At 39.3% G+C, this 21,740-nt stretch carries 18 protein-coding genes, 1 tRNA gene and 3 pseudogenes; 15 read left to right on the top strand and 7 right to left on the bottom strand.

Going from position 1 to position 21,740, the window contains the following annotated elements; genetic code table 11:
* Positions 1–122 precede the first annotated feature (122 nt).
* From D0T66_RS15165 to D0T66_RS15145, 5 genes and pseudogenes are all read left to right on the top strand, one after another.
* On the top strand, positions 123–908 hold the full coding sequence (locus tag D0T66_RS15165) for a hypothetical protein (RefSeq protein ID WP_163358144.1): 786 nt from the start codon (positions 123–125) through the stop codon (positions 906–908).
* 72 nt (positions 909–980) lie between these two features.
* The gene (locus D0T66_RS15160) at positions 981–1,343 is read left to right on the top strand and encodes a hypothetical protein (RefSeq protein WP_163358143.1); all 363 of its coding nucleotides are present in this window, start codon (positions 981–983) and stop codon (positions 1,341–1,343) included.
* A gap of 96 nt (positions 1,344–1,439) precedes the next feature.
* Positions 1,440–3,798: pseudogene (locus tag D0T66_RS15155) on the top strand (TonB-dependent receptor domain-containing protein).
* Between the two features lie 200 nt (positions 3,799–3,998).
* A complete protein-coding gene (glmS, locus tag D0T66_RS15150) occupies positions 3,999–5,843 on the top strand; it encodes a glutamine--fructose-6-phosphate transaminase (isomerizing) (protein ID WP_163358142.1) in 1,845 nt (614 codons plus the stop codon).
* A gap of 820 nt (positions 5,844–6,663) precedes the next feature.
* Positions 6,664–7,845 (top strand): FISUMP domain-containing protein, encoded by a 1,182-nt coding sequence (locus D0T66_RS15145; protein WP_163358141.1) that lies wholly within the window; start codon positions 6,664–6,666, stop codon positions 7,843–7,845.
* Between the two features lie 520 nt (positions 7,846–8,365).
* Here the strand turns inward: D0T66_RS15145 and D0T66_RS15140 are convergent.
* A complete protein-coding gene (locus tag D0T66_RS15140) occupies positions 8,366–10,267 on the bottom strand; it encodes an amidophosphoribosyltransferase (protein ID WP_163358140.1) in 1,902 nt (633 codons plus the stop codon).
* Between the two features lie 255 nt (positions 10,268–10,522).
* On the opposite strand from D0T66_RS15140, the gene D0T66_RS15135 reads away from it, so the two are divergent.
* Positions 10,523–10,595, top strand: a tRNA-Lys gene (locus D0T66_RS15135).
* A gap of 181 nt (positions 10,596–10,776) precedes the next feature.
* The gene (locus D0T66_RS15130) at positions 10,777–11,430 is read left to right on the top strand and encodes an IS1 family transposase (RefSeq protein WP_163358139.1); all 654 of its coding nucleotides are present in this window, start codon (positions 10,777–10,779) and stop codon (positions 11,428–11,430) included.
* A 232-nt stretch (positions 11,431–11,662) separates the two neighbouring features.
* Here D0T66_RS15130 and D0T66_RS15125 read toward each other — a convergent pair whose 3' ends face one another.
* Both D0T66_RS15125 and D0T66_RS15120 read right to left on the bottom strand, forming a co-directional pair.
* Positions 11,663–12,550 carry an ImmA/IrrE family metallo-endopeptidase gene (locus D0T66_RS15125; protein ID WP_163358138.1) on the bottom strand — a complete coding sequence of 296 codons (888 nt, stop codon included), beginning with the start codon at positions 12,548–12,550 and terminating at the stop codon, positions 11,663–11,665.
* Between the two features lie 7 nt (positions 12,551–12,557).
* Positions 12,558–12,887, bottom strand: coding sequence for a helix-turn-helix domain-containing protein (locus D0T66_RS15120; protein WP_163358137.1), 330 nt, complete (start codon positions 12,885–12,887; stop codon positions 12,558–12,560).
* Between the two features lie 461 nt (positions 12,888–13,348).
* Here D0T66_RS15120 and D0T66_RS15115 point away from each other — a divergent pair, with 461 nt between their 5' ends.
* Genes D0T66_RS15115 through D0T66_RS16225 form a run of 4 tightly spaced genes read left to right on the top strand, consistent with a single transcriptional unit; the run spans position 13,349 to position 15,697 of the window.
* Complete coding sequence (locus D0T66_RS15115; protein WP_163358136.1) at positions 13,349–14,008, top strand: multiubiquitin domain-containing protein; 660 nt, start codon at positions 13,349–13,351, stop codon at positions 14,006–14,008.
* Entirely contained in the window at positions 13,983–15,164 is a 1,182-nt protein-coding gene (locus D0T66_RS15110; protein WP_163358135.1) for a ThiF family adenylyltransferase, read from the top strand. Before D0T66_RS15115 ends, D0T66_RS15110 begins: the two co-directional genes overlap by 26 nt.
* A complete protein-coding gene (locus D0T66_RS15105) occupies positions 15,142–15,537 on the top strand; it encodes a DUF6527 family protein (RefSeq protein WP_163358134.1) in 396 nt (131 codons plus the stop codon). The genes D0T66_RS15110 and D0T66_RS15105 overlap by 23 nt, the downstream gene beginning before the upstream one ends.
* A complete protein-coding gene (locus D0T66_RS16225; RefSeq protein WP_185154852.1) occupies positions 15,524–15,697 on the top strand; it encodes a hypothetical protein in 174 nt (57 codons plus the stop codon). Before D0T66_RS15105 ends, D0T66_RS16225 begins: the two co-directional genes overlap by 14 nt.
* 422 nt (positions 15,698–16,119) lie before the next feature.
* On the opposite strand, the gene D0T66_RS15100 is transcribed toward D0T66_RS16225, so the two are convergent.
* Entirely contained in the window at positions 16,120–16,773 is a 654-nt protein-coding gene (locus tag D0T66_RS15100; protein WP_163358133.1) for a nucleotidyl transferase AbiEii/AbiGii toxin family protein, read from the bottom strand.
* A gap of 11 nt (positions 16,774–16,784) precedes the next feature.
* Entirely contained in the window at positions 16,785–17,222 is a 438-nt protein-coding gene (locus tag D0T66_RS15095) for a HigA family addiction module antitoxin (RefSeq protein WP_163358132.1), read from the bottom strand.
* Positions 17,223–17,290: 68 nt separating this feature from the next.
* Here D0T66_RS15095 and D0T66_RS16475 point away from each other — a divergent pair.
* From D0T66_RS16475 to D0T66_RS16380, 3 genes and pseudogenes are all read left to right on the top strand, one after another.
* Positions 17,291–17,503: pseudogene (locus tag D0T66_RS16475) on the top strand (transposase); the annotation flags it as partial.
* Positions 17,496–17,678 carry a hypothetical protein gene (locus D0T66_RS15085; RefSeq protein ID WP_163358131.1) on the top strand — a complete coding sequence of 61 codons (183 nt, stop codon included), beginning with the start codon at positions 17,496–17,498 and terminating at the stop codon, positions 17,676–17,678. The pseudogene D0T66_RS16475 and the gene D0T66_RS15085, both read left to right, overlap by 8 nt.
* A gap of 290 nt (positions 17,679–17,968) precedes the next feature.
* Positions 17,969–18,512: pseudogene (locus D0T66_RS16380) on the top strand (P63C domain-containing protein).
* A 197-nt stretch (positions 18,513–18,709) separates the two neighbouring features.
* On the opposite strand, the gene D0T66_RS15075 reads toward D0T66_RS16380, so the two are convergent.
* Positions 18,710–19,792, bottom strand: coding sequence for a Fic family protein (locus tag D0T66_RS15075; protein ID WP_163358130.1), 1,083 nt, complete (start codon positions 19,790–19,792; stop codon positions 18,710–18,712).
* Positions 19,793–20,129: 337 nt separating this feature from the next.
* On the opposite strand from D0T66_RS15075, the gene D0T66_RS15070 reads away from it, so the two are divergent.
* Complete coding sequence (locus D0T66_RS15070; RefSeq protein WP_163358129.1) at positions 20,130–20,831, top strand: IS1595 family transposase; 702 nt, start codon at positions 20,130–20,132, stop codon at positions 20,829–20,831.
* Positions 20,832–21,202: 371 nt separating this feature from the next.
* Here D0T66_RS15070 and D0T66_RS15065 read toward each other — a convergent pair whose 3' ends face one another.
* Complete coding sequence (locus D0T66_RS15065; protein WP_163358128.1) at positions 21,203–21,655, bottom strand: zinc ribbon domain-containing protein; 453 nt, start codon at positions 21,653–21,655, stop codon at positions 21,203–21,205.
* Positions 21,656–21,740: the final 85 nt, after the last annotated feature.

Raw genomic sequence — 21,740 nt, 5'->3', positions numbered from 1 at the left:
GTAAAAGACCTGTTCATTATATCCCAAATATTTAGTATTTTTGAAAAAATATAAAGATGCCTGCGCCGTTTTTTGGCGGATTAAAAGGTATCAACGTAACATACAAACATACAACAAACACAATGAGAAGAGCACATAAAATAGCCATAGCACTGGTAGCTGTAATAAACATAAGTATCTTCACCATCCGGGCACAAGAACCGATAACCATTACAGGGCGTTATACCCGCAATATAGAACAACTCTCGAAACGGATGGCCAGTGAGCTATTCATACAAGAGCAAGCCGCCGTCGCTCTACCCGGCTATACTCAACGCTCGGTATATACGCTACAGCTGGATGATGAGTCTGCACAACGAGCAGGGAGAGATGTGGTTGGAGTGGTTTTTGTAAACAATGTTGCAGTTGTTGAACCAGCTCTATACAGCGAAGAGCCTCTTACACTTACTGTTTATCCGCTCAAAAACGGAATATTCTATTGTAAGGATTATCTTCCGCAAGATGCAACAGGAATTAAAGCAAAGCAGATGTATGATAACATGGAAAATGACATTGCCGGTTTTCTCGAACATGCCATTGCGGGCGATACGCTTAAACAACCCAAAAACTCAGTCGATAGCAGATATACCAAGCAATTAATAAAGAACTTGTCAAATGACAATGAGGTTTACATAGAGCAGATAATGCATGGTGACGGGGTACGATATAAAAGATTTTTAGGTATTGTAATAAAAAAGAAAAATGTAGGATATTCAAGTGTGTATTACGAAAGCATTCGTATGTCCGATTTCGCGAGAAATAGGCTTAAAGAGATTTTTCGCCCGATATACTGGAACTTCAATATCCCCGATACCAACGCTTCGGCAGAGGAATGGCAGGCTTGGCTCGATACATTGTTAAAGACCTAATATACCAACCTCCAAATAAAATCCCCTTAAATAGGTATTGCCCACGGAAAAGGATTGTTGTACCTTTGCAGCATGAAACTGAGAGGAAAACAAATAAACAGACTGATAAAAATAATCTTGCCGGTTATTTTCATCAACTATTTTGCCTGCATCAGTTTTTTTACCCACACGCATATCGTAAATGGCATAACGATTGTGCATTCGCACCCTTATGCGCCCGATAACGACGGGTATCCCCATCACGAACATTCAGGTGCCGAGATACAGCTGATAAGCCAGCTTTCGGCATTTCATGCGCCATCTACCGTTGTAACGGTTATAGACATTATCCGCCCGATAGAAAGGGGCGAAATTCTTATATCCAACTTTTCATCACCTGCTTTCCGGCAGGAACACCACTACTTTTCGTTTCTTCGCCCACCTCCTGTTTTATGATTCATAATAGCTTGTAGTTCATGCCGAATCCTTTTGTCGTAAAGGGATTTGTATGACATGGTGTATTATTTATTCATAAAACAAAGAAAAAAGAATATGATAAAAAAAATACTGCTGCTGATAGCCTTATTGGCAGCAACCTTCTGTGCGAAGGCGGACAACACCGAAGACAAGAAGAACGACATCAATATAATGGGGCATGCGGTGGATAAAAAGACAGGCGAACACCTTGCCTATATCACCATTGCCTTGAAAGGTACAACCATCGGCACAACGACCGATGCCACAGGACACTATTTCCTGAAAAACCTGCCTGTCGGCAAATTCATCATCCAAGCCCGTTTTGTGGGATACAAAACACAGGAGTTCGAGATGAATCTGGAGAAAGGCAAAACCTACGAAATCAATTTCGAGATAGAAGAAGACAATGTTTCGCTCAACGAAGTCGTGGTATCGGCCAACCGCAACGAAACTTCGCGGCGCACAGCCCCTACCTTAGTGAGCATCCTCGACACACGGACATTCGACCGCACAAATGCTGTTTCGCTATCCGAAGGGTTGAACTATCAACCGGGATTGCGGGTAGAGGATAACTGCCAGAATTGCGGGCTTCCACAGGTGCGGATGAACGGTCTGGGCGGAGCGTACTCGCAGATACTGATCGATTCGCGCCCTATATTCAGCGCACTGGCAGGCGTATATGGGCTGGAGCAGATTCCGGCAAATATGGTCGAGCGCGTAGAGGTTGTGCGTGGCGGCGGTTCTGCCCTTTTCGGGGCTTCGGCTATCGCCGGAACAATCAATGTTATCACCAAAGAGCCTGTCCGTAATTCGGGCGAATTATCGCACAACATCATGTCGATAGGGGGCAAAGGGGTATTTGACAATTCTACAGCACTCAACGCCTCCATCGTTGCCGACAATCAGCGCTTAGGCGTTATGCTTTTCGGGCAGAAGCGCCATCGTGCCGCTTACGATCAGGACGGAGACGGATTCTCGGAGTTGCCGAAACTGGATAGCCGGACGATGGGCTTCCGCGCTTTTGCCAAAACGAGCACATATACCCGTCTGACTGCCGAATATCATAATATTCAGGAATTTCGCCGTGGTGGGGATCGCTTGGACTTACCTCCTTTTCAGGCGGAAATTGCCGAACAGATAGATTCGAAAGTGGATGTGGGAAGTCTCAAATACGATATTTTTTCACCCGATGGCAAACAGAAGATCTCCCTCTTCGCTTCGGGGCAATTGGCTAACCGCGACAGCTACTACGGCGGAGGCGAGCCGGCAGGCGAAATAACAGGAGGTGAGACACAAGACGAAATAGATAATTACAACAACCGCCTCAATTCGTATGGCAAAACAAAAGATGTAACCTACTCCTTGGGAGGGCAATACAATTACAGTTTCGACAAGTTGCTGTTTATGCCTTCCGACCTCACGACAGGGATAGAATATACGCACGACGACCTCGAAGATCAAAGTGGTTTCCGCAACAAGATCGAGCAATCGACAAGTACCAAAAGCCTCTTTGTCCAAAACGAATGGAAGAACGATAGATGGGGATTCCTCTTCGGCGGACGGCTGGATAAACATAGCCTCATAGATCATGCAATTGTAAGCCCCCGCGCCAATATTCGTTATAACCCTTCGCCGGATATGAATATCCGGTTGAGTTACGGACAGGGTTTCCGCGCACCGCAATTGTTCGATGAGGATCTCCATGTGGATATTGCAGGCGGGCAGCATATTATTTCGCAGCTATCACCCGATTTGGAAGAGGAAAAGTCGCACAGTTTCAGCGCTTCGGCCGACTGGTATCATCAATTCGGCGTTGTGGAAGTGAACTTCCTTGCCGAAGGATTCTTTACCCGTTTGCTCAATCCTTTTACGTCTGTCTCGGAGGAACAGCCCGACGGTACCATTATCCGCACCACAGTCAACGAGTCGGGGGCGAAAGTATATGGTGTCAACCTCGAATTGCGCGGAGGATATAAAAGTCTGGTGGAACTGCAAATGGGGATAACCATCCAGAAAAGCCGCTACGACGATTCGCGCAAATGGTCGGACGATCCTGCCGATCATATCCAATCGACCAAAAAAATGATGCGTACGCCGGACGTATGGCTACTTTGTCACTACGGTTACCCCTATACAGCGGCTCGAAATATCTTTTTCGGGGAATTATACAGGTTCGATGCTCGTCCCTTATGAGGCGGAAAAAGCACAAAACCGTTTCACGAAAAAGACACGGACATTTATGACTTTCAACACAAAGGTATCTTATCAGATTCCTTTCTACAAAGGCAGTAGATTAGAAATCAGCGGCGGCGTGCAGAATATGACGGACGCCTTTCAGAAGGACTTCGATAAAGGGCGCGACCGCATATCTTCCTATATCTACGGACCATCTTTTCCACGAAGCTATTTTGCAAGTGCCAAGCTTTCATTCTGATCGTTTTATTGAACCTTGATATAAAAACAGCTTTTGGAAAGACCAAAGGCTGTCTTTTGTCAGAATGTTAGTGAATAACCCTTAATATTATTAATTGGTTTATAAAAAAGCAAAAAAGTATATATTCGTTTGATGTAGCGCGCTAAAAAAAATATCTTTGTACTCTCTTTTAAACTAAAACCAACCTCAAACGAAAAAATATGTGTGGAATTGTAGGATATATAGGCTTCCGCGAAGCCTATCCGATACTTGTAAAAGGCTTACACAGACTCGAGTATCGTGGATATGACAGTGCAGGTGTTGCCCTCATCGACGACAGTAATAAACTCTCCGTTCTCAAAACCAAAGGGCGTGTACAAGATTTGGAAGAATATGCCCGCGACAAGAATACCACGGGAACAATCGGTATCGCGCATACGCGCTGGGCTACGCATGGCGAGCCGAGCAATGCAAATGCCCATCCGCATTATTCGCAAACCGAATCGCTGGCGCTTATCCACAACGGGATTATAGAAAACTATTCGGTACTGAAAGCCCAATTGGTTGCCGAAGGATATACCTTCCAGAGCAGCACCGACACGGAAGTGCTGGTACAATTGATAGAATACATCAAAAAGCTCAACAATTGCGACCTGTTCACGGCCGTGCAATTGGCACTCAATCAGGTGGTCGGAGCATATGCTATTGCCGTTATAGAGAAGGGTAATCCTAACAATATTATTGCAGCCCGCAAAAGTAGCCCGCTCGTTATCGGGTTGGGCGAAGGCGAATTTTTTCTGGGTTCGGACGCTTCGCCTATTATCGAGTATACGAATAAGGTAATCTATCTGGATGATGAAGAGATAGCCATTATTTCGCGTGATAAAGAGCCGAAAGTGGTTACGATTTCCAATATCCAGAAAACGCCGGAAATCAAAGAACTCGAGATGAACCTCAGTGAACTGGAGCGTGGAGGCTATCCGCATTTCATGTTGAAAGAGATTTTTGAGCAACCGCAAACCTTGCTGAACTGCATGAGCGGCCGCATCAATGTCGAAGGGACAAACGTAACACTTTCGGGAATTATCGACCATAAAGATAAATTTGTCAATGCCCGCCGTATTCTCATTATTGCCTGTGGAACGTCGTGGCATGCGGGACTGATAGGCGAATACCTGTTCGAAGAATTTTGCCGTATACCTGTCGAAGTGGAATATGCTTCCGAATTCCGCTACCGTAATCCGGTTATCAATCCTGATGATATTGTGATTGCCATATCGCAATCGGGCGAAACGGCCGATTCGCTGGCAGCTATCGAGCTGGCGCGCAAAGCGGGAGCATTCGTCTACGGGGTATGCAACGTGGTTGGCTCATCCATTCCGCGCAATACGGATTCGGGTTCGTATACCCATTGCGGACACGAAATAGGAGTGGCTTCTACCAAAGCTTTTACGGCACAGGTTACAGTGTTGACAATGATGGCATTGGCTATTGCTAAGGAGAAGAAAAGCATCGACGAAGTTACTTATGTCAAACTAATAAAAGAATTGCAGCATATTCCGTCCAAAATAGAGCAAATCCTGAAACTGAATGATGAAATCAAAAAGCTTTCGCTGATATTCACTTATGCGCAGAATTTCATCTACTTGGGGCGTGGCTACAACTACCCCATTGCCTTGGAAGGGGCGTTGAAGCTAAAGGAAATCTCCTATATCCATGCGGAGGGATACCCTGCCGCCGAAATGAAGCATGGCCCGATAGCGTTGATAGACAACGAAATGCCTATAGTAATTATCGGGACGAATACGGCTATCTACGAAAAGGTCGTCAGCAATATTCAGGAGATAAAAGCGCGTAACGGGCGGGTGATAGCGGTTATCAACGAGGGAGACGAAACCATTAAGGCGCTTGCCGACCATTATATCGAAGTGCCTCATACCGAGGAGTGCCTCGATCCGCTTCTTTCCTGCATCCCGATGCAATTGCTGGCCTATCATATTGCCGTGAATAAGAACCGGGATGTGGATATGCCACGCAACCTCGCTAAATCGGTAACGGTAGAGTAAAAAAAGATTAAAACAGTAAAATAGAAGGGATATTTTTGGAGAAACAGCAAAATATCCCTTTCTTTGTCAAATGTAACGGGGTTAATATCTATACGTATAATGGAACAAAAACACCTTATTTTTTCATTCAACTTCCGTCTTATCAATATGTTCATTGGTGAGATAATAGGTACACACACACACACACACACACACGTAATATAACGTTTTTCGGGCGATTATCCAAATTTTCAACTAATAAAATTCACCTCCCCCCGTCCCCCTCCAGCAGAGGGGGAGTAAAAATATACACTCTTTTCCTATCTCCTCCCCTTGTGGGGGAGGCAGGGAGGGGGTGCCCGAATGCTTGTGTTAATGTCAGGGGTATTCCGGGCTGCGACAGCCGAGGACACCTCCCCCCAGCCCCCTCCACAAGAGGGGGGGCGAGGGGCTGTTTTTCAGTTAACAGCAGGCCCCCTCAATCCCCCGAAGGGGGAAGTATATCATCCTCTTCTATCAACAATAGAAGCCATGTAAGGGCGCACCTGCGTGTGCGCCCGCAAATCGACATATCGGGCAGACACATAGGTCTGCCCCTACAAAAAAACCGAACGAGCTCCCTCGTATCCACTCGAGATGACAATAACCGGCCCCCTTTATCCCCCAGAGGGGGAAATGGTTTTGTACCACTATTCAATAAAAAACGAAAATATATCTTTCCCTTAGCCTCCCCCACGGGGAGGTTTGGTGGGGCTCAAACAAACATATTATTCACTTCATCTTTTTCTGCTACCCCCTCTTGTGGAGGGGGACAGGGGGAGGTGGTTAATTTTTTTATAACATGAAAAGAACTTTGACACAGGCTATCATCATATTAGCCTTATTTACGACAATTAGCTTGCATGGGCAGGTGACTATCGGGAGTAACCATCCACCTGTTGCAGGGGCATTGCTGGATTTGACAGAAGGTGCAACAACTAAAAAAGGACTGGGATTGCCACGGGTAGCATTGACTGATTTAGAACCAAGCACTCCTTTGGAGTTGGCAAAATCGATTGGTAACACGACCGGAAGTTACGATTTGAGCGATCATATTGGATTGGTTGTTTATAATCAAACAACAACAGGAGGATGCCCTCCTATGGAGCCTATTTATAAAGGGCTCTATGTCTGGGATGGAACAAAATGGCAAATATTGGGAGAAGGCTCGGGCGCAAATGGAGTATATCAAGTGATAGATGACCGTGACGGTGAATTATACCTTGCAAGTAATTTCGGTACAGCAGGAGATTGGTTGCTCGAAAATATTCGTTATTTGCCGTCGGATGGGTCTATTACTTTATCTCAGCCAGGAGATAGCTCCGATCCTAATGCCCGTATTTTGAAACGGTACTTCTATCCACAGCCTGATGGGGGAACTGAAACAAATCCTGCAAACATCCCTGAGTGGAATAAAAAATACGGACTTCTCTATAGTTATGCAGCTGTAACTTTGGGCGCACAAGATTTGGTGACCGAGCAGCAAGGAGAAGGAGATGCTAACCCTGGTCCTTCTACTCATATTCAAGGTATATGTCCTACTAATTGGCATATTCCCAGCGATACTGAATGGAACCAATTGGAACAAGTGATGCAAGCCACGCCTTTGCCATATAGTAGCTTGACTGCTGCTGATATCTCTACTTGGGGGGCATGGCAACCAGCATGGTCTACATCGGATGGTTCCCGGGGAGAGCATGGTACAGCGATGAAAAGTGAATGCGAAGTTCCCGGTCATTCCAATGGAGCTCCCGGAGGGAAAAGTAGGTTTGCTCATGAAGGAGGCTTTAGTATTCTTCTTGCGGGAAGATTCATAATTGAGCAAACTTCCACTTCATTTTATGGTCAATGGGGTTTGTTCTGGACGAGTAGTGTTTACGGTTTCGGCAGTGCTTGGTGCCGTTATTTTCGTATGACTGGAGATGTTTCCCGCTATCGGGATGGGAGGCAGTCGCTATACTCTGTCCGCTGCAAAAAGGACTGATGTGCTTCGCACAGTTACTTCGCCCTTCGGGCAGTTACAAGTTACGAGTTACAAGAAACTTTATCTATATAAGAAAAGTTGACGAGAAAACAAGTTGACATATGGATTGTCATCCCGAGCGGATGTGAGGGAGCTCGTTGTTCACAGTCGGGTTGGGATGCCTCGCATCTGCTCGGCATGACAGAACCGTTCTTTTACTTTGTGCCCTTGGTGTAGATTCGTGGTTTAATAATAAAAATATGACAAGACAAAAAACACTGTATCGCGTCAAATCTGTCAAGAGTGTCAAGTTTTAACTAAATTTCGACTGATTATCAGCGAACTAAGGTTTTTGACATAATTTGACAACTGTTTTTTATAAAACATATCCTGTTTTGTCAAGTTTTTTAGGCGATATCAGGCTGATAAAGAGCGGATAAACCTCAAAAAACAGGGTGACAAAAAAGTGACGCGATTGTCTATTTATTACATAAAAAAACCGGACTGTGAAAGCCCGGTTATATCATAAGATTGGATGTAATTAGTTATACGATCGTTTGTCTATGCCCTCGACATAGTTGATAAAGGCTGTATTTACCATGCGGTTTCCGCCCGGGGTAGGGTAGTCGCCGGAGAAATACCAGTCGCCGTGGTTGTCCGGGCAAGCCTTGTGTAAGTCTTCGATGGTCTGGAATACCAATTCGACTTCTGCCTGCGTTCCCGGAGGAGTCAGCATCTGAGCCATCTTGGCGGAGATTTCTTCGTCGGTGAATGGTGCGTATATGCCTTTCACATAGTTGACAATCTCTTCTTTCGGCTTATCGCGTTGGGCAATGGACTTTTGATATACTTCGTCGATGACGTGTTGCATACCGCGCTCTTCGAGCAGCTCCATAGCCGCACGGAAAGCCGCAAATTCGCTCATCCGCGACATATCGATACCGTAGCAATCGGGGTAGCGGATTTGTGGCGACGAGGAAACAACGACAATCTTTTTGGGATGGAGACGGTCGAGCATCTTGATAATACTCTGTTTGAGGGTTGTACCGCGTACGATGCTGTCGTCTATCACCACGAGGTTGTCCTCGTAAGGGCGAAGCGAGTTGTAAGTGACATCGTATACGTGTGCTGCCAGATCGTTCCGGCTCTTGTCCTGAGCGATAAAGGTGCGGAGCTTGATGTCCTTGATAACGACCTTTTCGGTGCGCACGCGCATTGATAATATCCTGTTCAGGTCTTCGGTGGAGATTTCGGGGCCTTTCTCCATAATCTTACGGAGTTTGACCTGATTCATATGCTTATTGAAAGCGTCTGCCATTCCGAAGAAAGCGACTTCGGCGGTGTTTGGGATAAATGAGAATACAGTGTGTTGTATATCATTGTCGATGGCCTTCAATATAGGAGGCAGGAGTAGTTCTCCGAGCTTTTTGCGCTCTTCGTAGATATCGGCATCCGAACCGCGTGAGAAGTAAATCCGCTCGAAAGAGCATGGTGCAAGCTCGGGTTTCTTCTCTTGTATCTGCGAGAAGTAGACTGTCCCGTCTTTTTTGACAATGATCGCTTGTCCCGGCTCGAGTTCTTTGATTTGATCGACATCCAGATTCATGGCCGTTTGGATGACCGGACGTTCGGAGGCTACAACAAGGATTTCGTCGTCCTTGTAATAGAAAGCCGGACGTATTCCCCATGGATCGCGATAGACGAATCCGTCTCCGCAGCCGATAACACCGCTTACGACAAAACCTCCGTCCCATTTCTGGCTGGCTTTGTTGAGCATAAAGTGTATATCGAGGTTCTGTTCGATGAGGTTGTTGAGCTCTTCGCCTTTTATGCCCGTATCTTTACCATATTTGTCGAACTGGTATTGTACTTCGCGGTCGAGGGCGTGCCCAAGCGTTTCGAGCAAGACGAATGTGTCGGCATAGAAGCGTGGGTGCTGACCTTCGGCAACGAGATCTTGGAAAAGTTCGTCGACATTGGTCATATTGAAGTTTCCGGCGAGTGCAATGCTGCGCGATCGCCAGTTGTTTCGTCTGAGGAATGGATGTACGTATGACAATCCGTCTTTGCCTGTGGTGCTGTATCGGAGGTGTCCGATAAATAGTTCGCCTGCAAATGGCAGGTGTTGGCTGGCATAAATGGGATCGTTGAGGAGTTCTTCGGGAACTTTCTCGTAGTTCTTGTATACGTTTCCGAATATCTCGGAGATGGCACTCGAACCGGTAGCTCTCTCGCGGAATATAAATTCATTTCCGGGAGGTGATGCCAACTTCACAACAGCTAATCCGGCACCTTCTTGTCCGCGATTGTGTTGTTTCTCCATCAGGAGGTACAGCTTGTTCAGGCCATATTGCCAGCTACCATATTTCTGGTGATAATATTCGAGTGGTTTAAGTAGGCGTACCATTGCGATACCGCATTCATGCTTCAAAGGCTCAGTCATAGAAGTGTTATCTTTTTTAGCAACGTTTATCTCTAATAAAAAGAGAGTACAAAGATAATTGTATTTTTTCTGTTATCCTAAAAAAATAGGAAAGTATAGAAGATGTATGTGTAATATTTAAAAAGTTGAAAAACAGATATTTAAATTTCTTATGGCGTTTAAAGATGAATATTTTTTTATTTTTCTTATACTAATTATTTGGAAAATAAAGAAAATGACTTACCTTTGCACACGCTTTTGTAAAGCAAAACAGGAGATTCCGTAGCTCAGTTGGTAGAGCACATCACTTTTAATGATGGGGTCCTGGGTTCGAGCCCCAGCGGGATCACGGTAATGTATCAGATTAGGGGATAAAACTCTAAATACTTGAAAATCATTACAAGACTTACGGAAAATAAATAAAAAAGATAGCTAAATTAGTTATCTTTTTTATTTTTGTGCCCTTAAAATTGATAAAAACAGTTTGTAGGTCTTCGATTTTGACCTTCATGTATCAGATTAGGGGATAAATGATTTGTAAATTTTGTAAAGAGAAATGCATCAAAGATGGATTTCAAAAAAATGGTTGTCAACGGTATAAATGCAAAAGTTGTAAAAAGAAACAGCAGAAAGGATATAAATACCATGCTTATAATCCAAGTGTAAATCACTCTATTATAACTTACACTAAAGAAGGAGTTGGGATTAGAGGCACAGCCAGACTTCTAAAAATATCAACAACAACTTTACTTTGTCGAATACTCTCAATAGCTAAAAACATTAAACAGCCACCTGTCATGTCTAAGCAAGTTTATGAAGTTGATGAAATTAAAAGTTTCGTAAAGCGCAAGAATAATCGTATCTGGATCGTCTATGCCTTAGATCGAAAAACCAAAGAAGTTGTAAGTTATAATGTGGGTAATAGAACTAACACTACATTAAAGGTAGTCATTAAAACCCTTAATCTATCAAATGCGAAGAAAATATATACAGATAAATGGATAGGTTATAAAACCTTGATAGATAAGAAAATTCATAGTACATTTAATCGTGCTACAAATCACATTGAAAGACACAATCTGACTCTGAGAACTCATCTTAAAAGATTAACAAGGAGATCAATATGTTTTAGCAGAAGTTCAGAAATACTTTCAGCTATTTTGAGGATTTACTTTTGGGGGTAAATTTTGCCAATTACTAAATTATCAACTGTAATAACTGCATATCCCCAATGGAAAAAACGGATAAAATGACCACGTGAAGTTATCCCTTCAAAATAGTCAAAAGTTATCCTCGGCTTTGGGGATATTAACTCATGATACCAAAAATAGTAAAGAGCCACAATCAATTTTACCAAAGAAAAAGAAGCAGCGAAATAAAGAATTAGGAAAATAAATAGAATAAAGTTGAAAAAAATTATAATTGGATATTGTTATCTGAAATAATAAATTTTGTCCTTGTACTTTTCTTCTCTCCTATCGGGAAAATAAAGACAAAGGCATTATAGCTATTATCGAAAAAATGATATTTAAAATCAACACTTCCATTTTCAGTCATAATAGTTACTAGTCCATCATCTCTCCGCTTACGCCTATGGCAATAGTCTTGAATAAAAGGCCATGAAAAATAATCAAGGGTATCTGGAATAGACAACATTCCATATGTTTTAGTAAACCTTTCGGACTGAAAGAGATTCCTCAATAGTGCACCGACAGGAGTTCTGTCTTTCAAAACAAGGAGAGCACATCTATTATTTGAATCTTCTACATATTTTCTAAGAGCAGCATGAATTGATGCTCCAAATTGTTTTGACAGATATATCGCAGAATCAATACTTAACCCTAATTTCTCCATTTCATGATGAAAACGGTCACACTGGAATAGAGTAATTGAAGCGAAAGTATTTGCTTCAATTTCAAAATCATCCCGAGTCTCAGGGCTTAAAGAATCTTCATCGTCCTCACATATTTCATACGTACTTTGTTGCCAAGGAAGAACCCCATGACCAACCTCATGAAGTTTAACAAAATTCTGTTTAGCACCAATCAATGATAAGTCAAGATGAATTATTTTTTCTTTTCGATCAAATACACCTTTTACTTTACCTAGAGCTCTCTTCAAAATATCTGTCCCTTTTGATAAATAATTGGGGTGAATTTTTGATAGGTCTATTCCTTTATTTATAGCTAATTCTGTATATGAAACAATACGATCAACAGGAGTAGGGAAAATATCTAAACTTTTACTGCTTTTTAAAATCTCATATGAGATTTTTTCTATGTCTTTCTTCGTATAAAGATCCATTTCATAATTATTTCTGTCTGATGAATTTCAGATATTTAAGCAACTCTTCCTCTTCCTTCTCTGTTAGTGATTCTGTAGAAAAAGCAACTGAACTTAATAGCTTATGTCTTTCTGATGCTTGTTTTTCTATGATGCCTGCTGCTGCTAGCAAATCATTTATACTGATCCCATATATGTTTGACAACTTATATAGTACGTTCGCAGAAGGCTTCTTTATTTTGTCATTTTCTAATTGACTTAGATAAGCATTTGAGATTCCAGTAGCCTCTTCAACCTGTCGTAATGTCAATTGCATTAAGTCTCGTGAATTTTTCAAGATACTTCCAATTGATTTCATGATTGCTCCTTTTTAGTTTACTCTACAAATGTATGAATTATATTCAAAAGAACAAGCATTGCTAAATACTTGATAACTTTTTTTAGATTTGCTTGATATATTTAGATTTTGTGTTACCTTTGTGAAAAATACAAAAGCCCAGGTTGAAAAACCCAGGCTTTGAATGTATTCTTAAGGAGAGTTGGCCCTTGCCAGGCACACTCAACTATATGAATGTGGTAGTTCAAATATAGTAAAACTTTTGAGTACTTTTCAAGTTTTGGGTTATTTTTAACATAGTCGAAGCCTAAAAAACACTTTGACTATTCGGTTAATTACTAATTATTAAAAAGATTATTAGGCACTTATAATTAAAACACGAAAACTCTTGTATGAGTTACGCACATTGCTTTTTCTCAATTTAGAGATTCAAGCTTTGTATATAGATAATTTAATTACGAAAATCTTTAATTTTTTTAATAATGAATAATATTTTGAATTATACAATTGAAGGGAAAACCTTCCAAATAACTCAACAGTATATAACTGGTACTGAACTAAAAAAACAAGCAGGTATTCCACTTGATGTAGAGTTGTATCTTGCAATAAAAAGGCCCTTCGAGGACGAGCTTATAGAAAACGAAACTCGTGTAAATCTGGCAAGACCCGATATCGAACAGTTCTTTACAAAGCAACGAAAATTATATTATTTTATAAATGAAGTAGAATATACTTCATATAAACAATGGATTTCTGGTGTTGAATTGCGTGAGAAAGGGAATGTTCCCACAGATATGGATATCTACCTCAAAGTGGATGAAGGATGGCAGGATGATTTCATAGAGGACGATGAACTTGTCGACTTGGCTAGACCAGGAAAAGAAAGATTCGTAACTGTTGCAAAACCGACTTGCTACACTATTCGTGTTAATGGAGATGAAAAGGAATGGAAAAAGAATGTAATTTCTTTTGAAGAAGTACTTTCTTTAGCTTTTCCGGCTATAAATCATGACCAGATAGCGTATACGATGAAGTATAGCAACGGACCTCGTCAGAATCCTAACGGCTCTATGGATAAAGGCGATATTATTTACATCAAAAATAAAATGATTTTCAATGTCACAGAAACTAATAGATCATAGTCCAGACCTTAAAAGGCTGCAAAATGAAGGGTATGAAGTTGAAATCAAAGGTGGGTATCTAATTACCCACCACATACCCTACGTAGATAAAGATAGGTGTATTAAGTATGGGAAACTGATTGTTGCGCTTACTTTAAATAATAATATTGCAAAGTATTCTGGTAATCATGTTATCCAGTTTATGGGTGATTTTCCATGCCATAAAGATGGTTCTCCTATATCAGCTATTAGGCATGCGAATCCTAATCAGAAACTAACGGATGATATAATAATGAATTATTCCTTCTCTAATAAACCGCCAAAAGGATATGCGGATCATTATGAGCAGATTACAAGGTATATTGAAATAATATCATCTCCGGCGATATCACTTGATCCTTCTGTTGAAGTTCGGACTTATAAGGTTATTGATAGCACAGATAATGATGTTTTCCAGTATGCTGATACATGCTCCAGTCGTGCAAATACTTACTATCTGAACAACAAGTTTAGAGGACAAAAAATTGCTATTATTGGACTCGGCGGTACCGGCTCATATATCTTGGATTTAGTGGCAAAGACACCTGTATCTGAAATCCACCTTTATGATGGAGATAAATTTTTACAACACAATGCATTCAGAGCACCTGGTGCTCCTAACAAAGAGATGCTAAGTAGTCAAAAATATAAAGCTGATTATTTTGCCAGTTTATACCTGAATATGCACAAAGGGGTAATACCACATGCTAAATATGTTACTAAGGAGAATATCGATGAGTTATCGTCGATGTCGCACGTCTTTATATGCATTGATAACGACAGTTCTCGGAAAACTATAGTAGAATATCTTTTGAAACAAGGGATAAGCTTTATTGATGTTGGAATGGGAGTAAACATAGTTGGTGATAAGCTGATTGGAATAGTCAGAACAACGTCTGCTAACTTAGTAAAGAACGATCATATCATCAAAAGATTACCCTTATCAGAAAACAATGAGCCTGAGAATGAATATTCTACAAATATTCAAATTGCTGATCTTAATGCTTTAAATGCTGTATTCGCTGTTATTAAATGGAAAAAGATGAATGGCTTTTATCAAGACTTGATACAAGAGTTTCATTCAACCTATTCAATAAATGATTCAGATTTATTAAATGAAGAAACAATTCACACATAAGTTTGTAGAGCTCATGCCGCCTAGCTTAGAAGAAAATGTGCTGTACATCTCCATAGAGTGTGTGGTAGCAATTCATTTATGTGCATGTGGTTGTGGTAGTAAAACGATAACACCATTAGCTCCTTCTGGTTGGCATTTGAAATTTGATGGCGAAAAGGTATCACTAAACCCATCGATAGGAAACTGGAACTTTCCATGTCGTTCTCATTATTGGATTAGAGATAACCATTTTGTGTTTATTGATGATAATCGCAAGAATATCAAGATCGAATTAAAAAACGAGAGGAAAAAGAAGAAACGGAAGAAGAAACTAATTCCTCTGATAAAAGAATTTATAACAAAAAAGAAAAAAATAAATTATGGCAGTAAATAAGCCTTATGGCGATAATGCTCGTAAAGGAGCAGTAAAAGAAAGAAGTCAAGTTCTTAATCCTAAAACAGGTTTGTATGTGAAGCGTGACTCAAATACAGGCAGGTTTATGGATGTGAAGACTAGTGGCGGAAAATTCAAAGGTGTTCGAAAAGAGAAATAGACTCGTAATAAATGAGCCTTTGGTGTTAAACTATTAAAATTGATAAAAGCCTATGGTATAATAATTACATAAGAAAACAAATATTGTTTATTATAGCAATATAAATCTAATTAGTAAATAAAATTTTTAGAAATAATTTAATATGAAAAAGTATTATTTAAACAACAATCAACAGTCAAATGGTGATTATGAAGTTCATTGCGAAGGTTGCAGTTATTTACCTTATGAGCATAACAGAACTTATCTAGGCATGTTTAGTAATTGTAGAGATGCTGTAGCTAAAGCTAAAAGTTTATATCCATATCGCAAGATAAACGGTTGCCACTATTGCTGTAATCCATGCCATACAAGCTAAGGTTATGTTACATATAACATGTATATATTAAAAGCGAATTTAAAACAATTCGCTTTTCTTATTCTAGTCATAATATACCTGTCATCTCCACAAAATCCAACTTTATCAATTCCCATTCTTTACCTTTTAGACAGATAGGATCAATATCTTCATCAGCAGAAGCAAAGTCTGTAAAATTAGCAATAATCTGATCTCGTTCATGAGTATATTCATGCCGTTGTTTATGTAGTTCTAACATTTGAGAGATGCTGTAAGTATTCAAAAGTTCGTGTAAATCCCAGAAATCCTTTTTTCGCCCCCCACGAGAAATAACATCGACTTTCATAGCGACAACATCATCAAGACTAGCTATCCGAATATTATCTATTACATCACAAGAATCGATTATTTCATCATGATAATATAAATCGACTTTTATATTATCGTCTTCTGATTCGCCAATATAATATGAACGACCAAAACCAACAAAATCAGTTTTATCCGTAGAATAATAATATTGGTAATTATCTTGAAAGAATTTCTCATAAATGGAAAAATCTAAACTACCATAAGGAGCATTGGTGAATAAATCTATATCAACCGAGATTCGATGTCCTAATCGTAAACTTAGAGAAGTACCACCTACCAAATAGAACGGCTCAAATATAGGATTAGCCATTATATCGTTTAGAACCTTTCTCAACAGAGGCGTAACTGTTTCATAATGAAGTTTGGTAGCCATTGTCTGATATTTTATTTTGTAGATAGATTATAATATTGAGTAATTTCTTCTATTTCCTCCTTACTCCCTCTCTCAAAAACTCGTTTTATTACAGCATTTTTATATTTAGCCCAATTTATTTTATTGAAATCTGCATCCCAAAATAAAGACTTCCGAATGCGAGGGGCTGTAGAATATATGTCTGCAAGTTTTTTTTCTTTGTATTGTTTTATATCATAATGGGTTTGAAGAATCGCGAAAAATCCTTCATCATAACCTAATGCCTCGTCTATCTTAAGAGCTTGTTCAGTTGTGAGGTTGCGTCTGCCCGCTATTATAGCATTAATTGTCTGATATGGAATAGCCGTTTCCTCAGCCAATATACGTTGACTGAGTCTCTTTTTTTTCAACTCCCTTTCGATAAATTTTCCGGGATGAATGCCTTTTATTATGTCAATGAGATTATCCATAAATAATTCTTTCCACAAATATAAACAAATATGTTTACTTTTGATTTACCATTTTAGAAAAATTATTTATTTTTACAAATACTATTGAGGGTTTCAGGTCTTTGCTTAAACGTGGTATAATTGGTATTTATCATTTTACTACTCGCAAACATTTACAAAAATATGTAGATGAATTTGTATTCAAATATAATACTCGTGATGATTCAACTCGAAACCGCTTTAACACACTACTACGCAATTTAGAAAATAGAATAACATATAAAGAATTAATTTATGGCTGAAAAAAGGCAAATTTCACATGAAGGAGAAATAACGCTAGGTAATGTTGTTATTCCTTGTTATGTTTTAGAAGATGGGACTAGGGTATTATCTGGGAATGCGATGCAAAGTGCTCTAAAATTGCAAGAAGAGTCCGATAGTAAATCAGGCACAAGATTGGCCAGATATATGAACTAAAAACACTTAAACCATTTATTTACAAAGACAAAGAGGATGGCCATTTTGACCCAATTATTTGTTATAGAGGAGTTCAAAGAATAAATGGATACGAAGCTACTGTGTTAGCCGATATATGTGAAGCTTTTTTAGATGCAAGAAAGCATATTCATTTATCTCCAAGACAACAAATAATAGCTGATCAATGTGAAATACTTGTAAGGGGATTCGCTCGTGTTGGTATCACTGCTTTAATAGATGAAGCCACAGGTTATCAATACGATAGAGAAAAGGATGCATTACAAGTTATAATGCAGGCTTATATAAGTGAGGAGCTTCAAAAATGGCAAAAAATGTTTCCTGACACATTTTATTATGAAATTTTTAGATTGAAAGGATGGGATTATACAGTAAGCGGTATTAAAAAAAGACCAGGTGTAATCGGCACATGGACAAAAGAGCTTATATATGCAACTACCAAAAAATGTTCTTGAAGAGTTGGAATCTAGAACACCAAAAAGTGAGCAAGGTAATTATACAGCAAGATTTTTTCAAAGCCTAACACCTGATATTGGACACCCTGCACTTACAGCTCAAATATATAAAGTTATTGGTATAATGAATATTTCGGGTAATTGGGCTGAATTTAAGAGAAACTTTAATAAAATGGTTGACCGAAACAACGGACAACAAGAGCTTAACTTTGAAGAAATAGAAGAAGAGGTTGAAAAGATAGAAAAAACAACAAGCCCAAAACCAATTCAAGGTATATTATTTGTAGAAGAGCAATCAAATTTTGATAAATCATTAAAACAAGCCCTAGATTATAATCTAAAAGACGAAAAACCCAACTAAACAACAAAGCCCTGCGACAATCAGGGCTTATATTTTATATTTGTTTATGTAAACTTGTATATAGTTACCATATTTTATTTATTATTTATAATGCAAACAAAACCAATACAATAATGAAACTTTATCTTTATTATAAATCAATGCTTAAAAACTCTACTTTCAACAATCTTCAAAGGAGATCTGTCCTGTTGCAATAATCAGTTAATCACATAATTAGTATTAGCACCTTGCGATTCTTTTCGAAGAATACCTTTTAACACCAAATCCTGTATATCTCTTAAAGCTGTATCTGAAGATGTTTTTGTGATTTTAGCCCATTTAGAAGATGTAAGTTTTCCATCAAAACCGTCAAGCAATTTATTCAACATTATTTTCTGACGCTCATTTAATATAGTAAGGGTATGGCTCTCCCAAAATCGAGCTTTTATCAAGATAGAATTCAATAGTTCTTCAGTATTGGTCAATGCTCTTTCCAGACACGAGAGAAACCAATTCAACCATTCGGTAATATCTTTATTTCCTCGTTGAGATCTCTCAAGAATTTTATAATATATTTTACGCTCAGATAGAATCTGATTGGACATACTATAAAAACGTTGCGAGGTTCTGTCACTACGAGCCAAAAGCATATCAGTTATAGCTCGTGTAATTCTTCCGTTTCCATCATCAAACGGGTGGATCGTAACAAACCAAAAGTGAGCGATAGCAGCCTTGATTACAGGATCGGTTGATTTATTGTTATTCAACCAATTCAAAAAAATACTCATCTCTTTTTGAACGGATTTTGCATCAGGAGCTTGGTAGTGTATTTTTTCTTTTCCCATTGCTCCAGAAACAACCTGCATATCACCAGTTCGATATTGAGCGACTTCTATTTTGTACATTCCACTATAACCAGTAGGAAATAATGCAGCATGCCATCCAAATAACCGTTCTTCAGTCAAAGGAGACTGGTAGTTTTGAGTTGCGTCAAGCATCATTTCCACTACTCCGTCCACATTGCGAGAGGAAGCCACTACTCCTCCGATTTCCATACCTAAGCGACGGGCAATAGAAGAACGGACTTGCTCCCTGTTAAGAATTTCACCTTCTATTTCTGTGGACTTAAGTACATCTAATGTTAAAGTCGTCAACATAGCTTCTTCTCTCAAAGAGAATCCAAGACTCTCCATTCGGCCTAATATCTTTCCTTGAAGATAACGAACATTTCCCAGTAAAGATGTTAATCGAGCATTATCCCATGTGAAATTATTCCAATCTGTATGTCGATGAATAAACATTTCTTTTGTTTTTTGTTATTGTAAAAATAATCATTAATTTTTTAAATGCGGCAATTATCTCCGCAAAAAATGCGGAGATAATTAGTGTAAAGTGCAAGTATCTATATATAGATAAGCTTGCACTTTACACTAAAAAATTAGAATATTCATAATCAGATATTTGGAAAATTGGTCGATTATATGTAGTTTTGAACCTGTATTGTTTAGCGGACAATATGAAGTCAGAATGGACAAAAAGGATAAAAAATAAATCGTTACCAATTCGTTACCGTCTATTTTTTCGAAGGTTCAAACCTAGTTAAGTAACGATAAAAGTTATTTAACTATCTTTGGCTTAATGAGTAACAAGTATTATTTTCGGTCGCAGATTTCTGATCGTAAATTTCGATTGATTTTACGACTTTTTTGCCTTGATATTGAGGCAAAAAAAGTCGCTGAATTTACGGGATTAAATCAGGACACAATAAACAATATTTACAATAAGTTACGTGTTCGCATCGCCTCTCTTTGTGAAGCTGAAAGTCCTTTCACAAACGGCGAGGTCGAACTCGATGAGAGTTATTTCGGAGCGCGTCGTGTACGCGGAGTCCGAGGACGAGGAGCCAAAGGCAAGATCCCGGTTTTCGGAATGCTCAAACGAGGTGATAAGGTTTACACCCAAATCGTCAAAAACTGCTCTGTGAGTGAGCTATTGCCTATTATTAAAGGCAAAGCCGACACTGATGCGGTCATATATTCCGATGGTTTCAAGACCTACGACGGGCTTGTGAATTATGGGTACAAAAAGCATTATCGGGTCAAGCATGGCGAGAACGAATTTGCCGATGGACAAAACCATATTAATGGAATCGAGAACTTCTGGGGGCTTTGCAAAGTTCGCTTGGCGAAGTTCAGAGGTGTACACAAACACACATTCTGTTTACATATAAAAGAGTGCGAATTTAGGTACAATTATCGAAACCAAAATATTTACCTAATTTTACTCAAAGAACTACGGAAAACAAACTTAACTAGGTTTGAACCTTTTCGAATAATCTAAATGATTGGTTATTCTACAATTACGAGATAAAAGTTGTGAACCCAGCGGGATCACTTGATGCGACTGACTTTCAGAAATAGAAGTCAGTCGTTTTATTTTTGTTCTGTATCCCGCATTGTCACTAAGAATCGTATTTACGAACTCATTGATTTTCGTGGTTTGATATTGATTTTTCTGAAATTGCAGTTTTTCGGGAAATATCAAACCTATTAGATAATATTTCGTCTCAACATCCATTAAATCAAAGAACTTATCAAGGTTTGATAACAGATTCAATCCAAAATCTAATTTACTGTCAAAATTGGTATCAATGGACAATACTTGTTCCCTTTCATGCTTTAGTTCACATATTTGTTTCTCTATGCGTTCTTTCATAGAATGGTAATCACTATCATTTGTTTTACCGTCAAGCCATTTGTCTTGTAGAGTGATAAGTTTGGCTTCAAGGGTTTCTTTTGTGGAGTTATGGACTTTGCCGTGTCCTTAAAACCACCTTTACGCTCCCTCGATACATCTTTCAATATCTCTACATACAAATCTGCGACCTCTTGCTTTGGTTTGAATGTGTACAATAGCTTTATAAACTCGTTATGTGCTTCATCTGCTCTAAATGAAGTATGACCTGAGTTACCACAATGATAATAGCTGTAAACACCCCCATTTCCTTTAGAGGGGCTACCTGTTAGTTTGCGCCCACAGATAGGGCATTTAAGAAAGTCTCTGAGGTATAAATCTTCCCTTTTCTTACTATACTTAGGATTAGTTTTTATTACTCTACCATCAAGAACATTCTGCACCCGGTAAAAAGTAGCTTCATCTATCAATGGTTCATGTAAACCCTTTTCCCAATATTTGGCTACACCATCCTTTAATGAAAAATTTAAGATGTGAATTGACTAAAAACAGGGT

Source organism: Dysgonomonas sp. 25 (assembly GCF_010501075.1).
Lineage (GTDB): Bacteria > Bacteroidota > Bacteroidia > Bacteroidales > Dysgonomonadaceae > Dysgonomonas.
The sequence above is the reverse complement of the archived record's forward strand: the minus strand, read 5'-3'. Positions and strand labels throughout refer to the sequence as shown.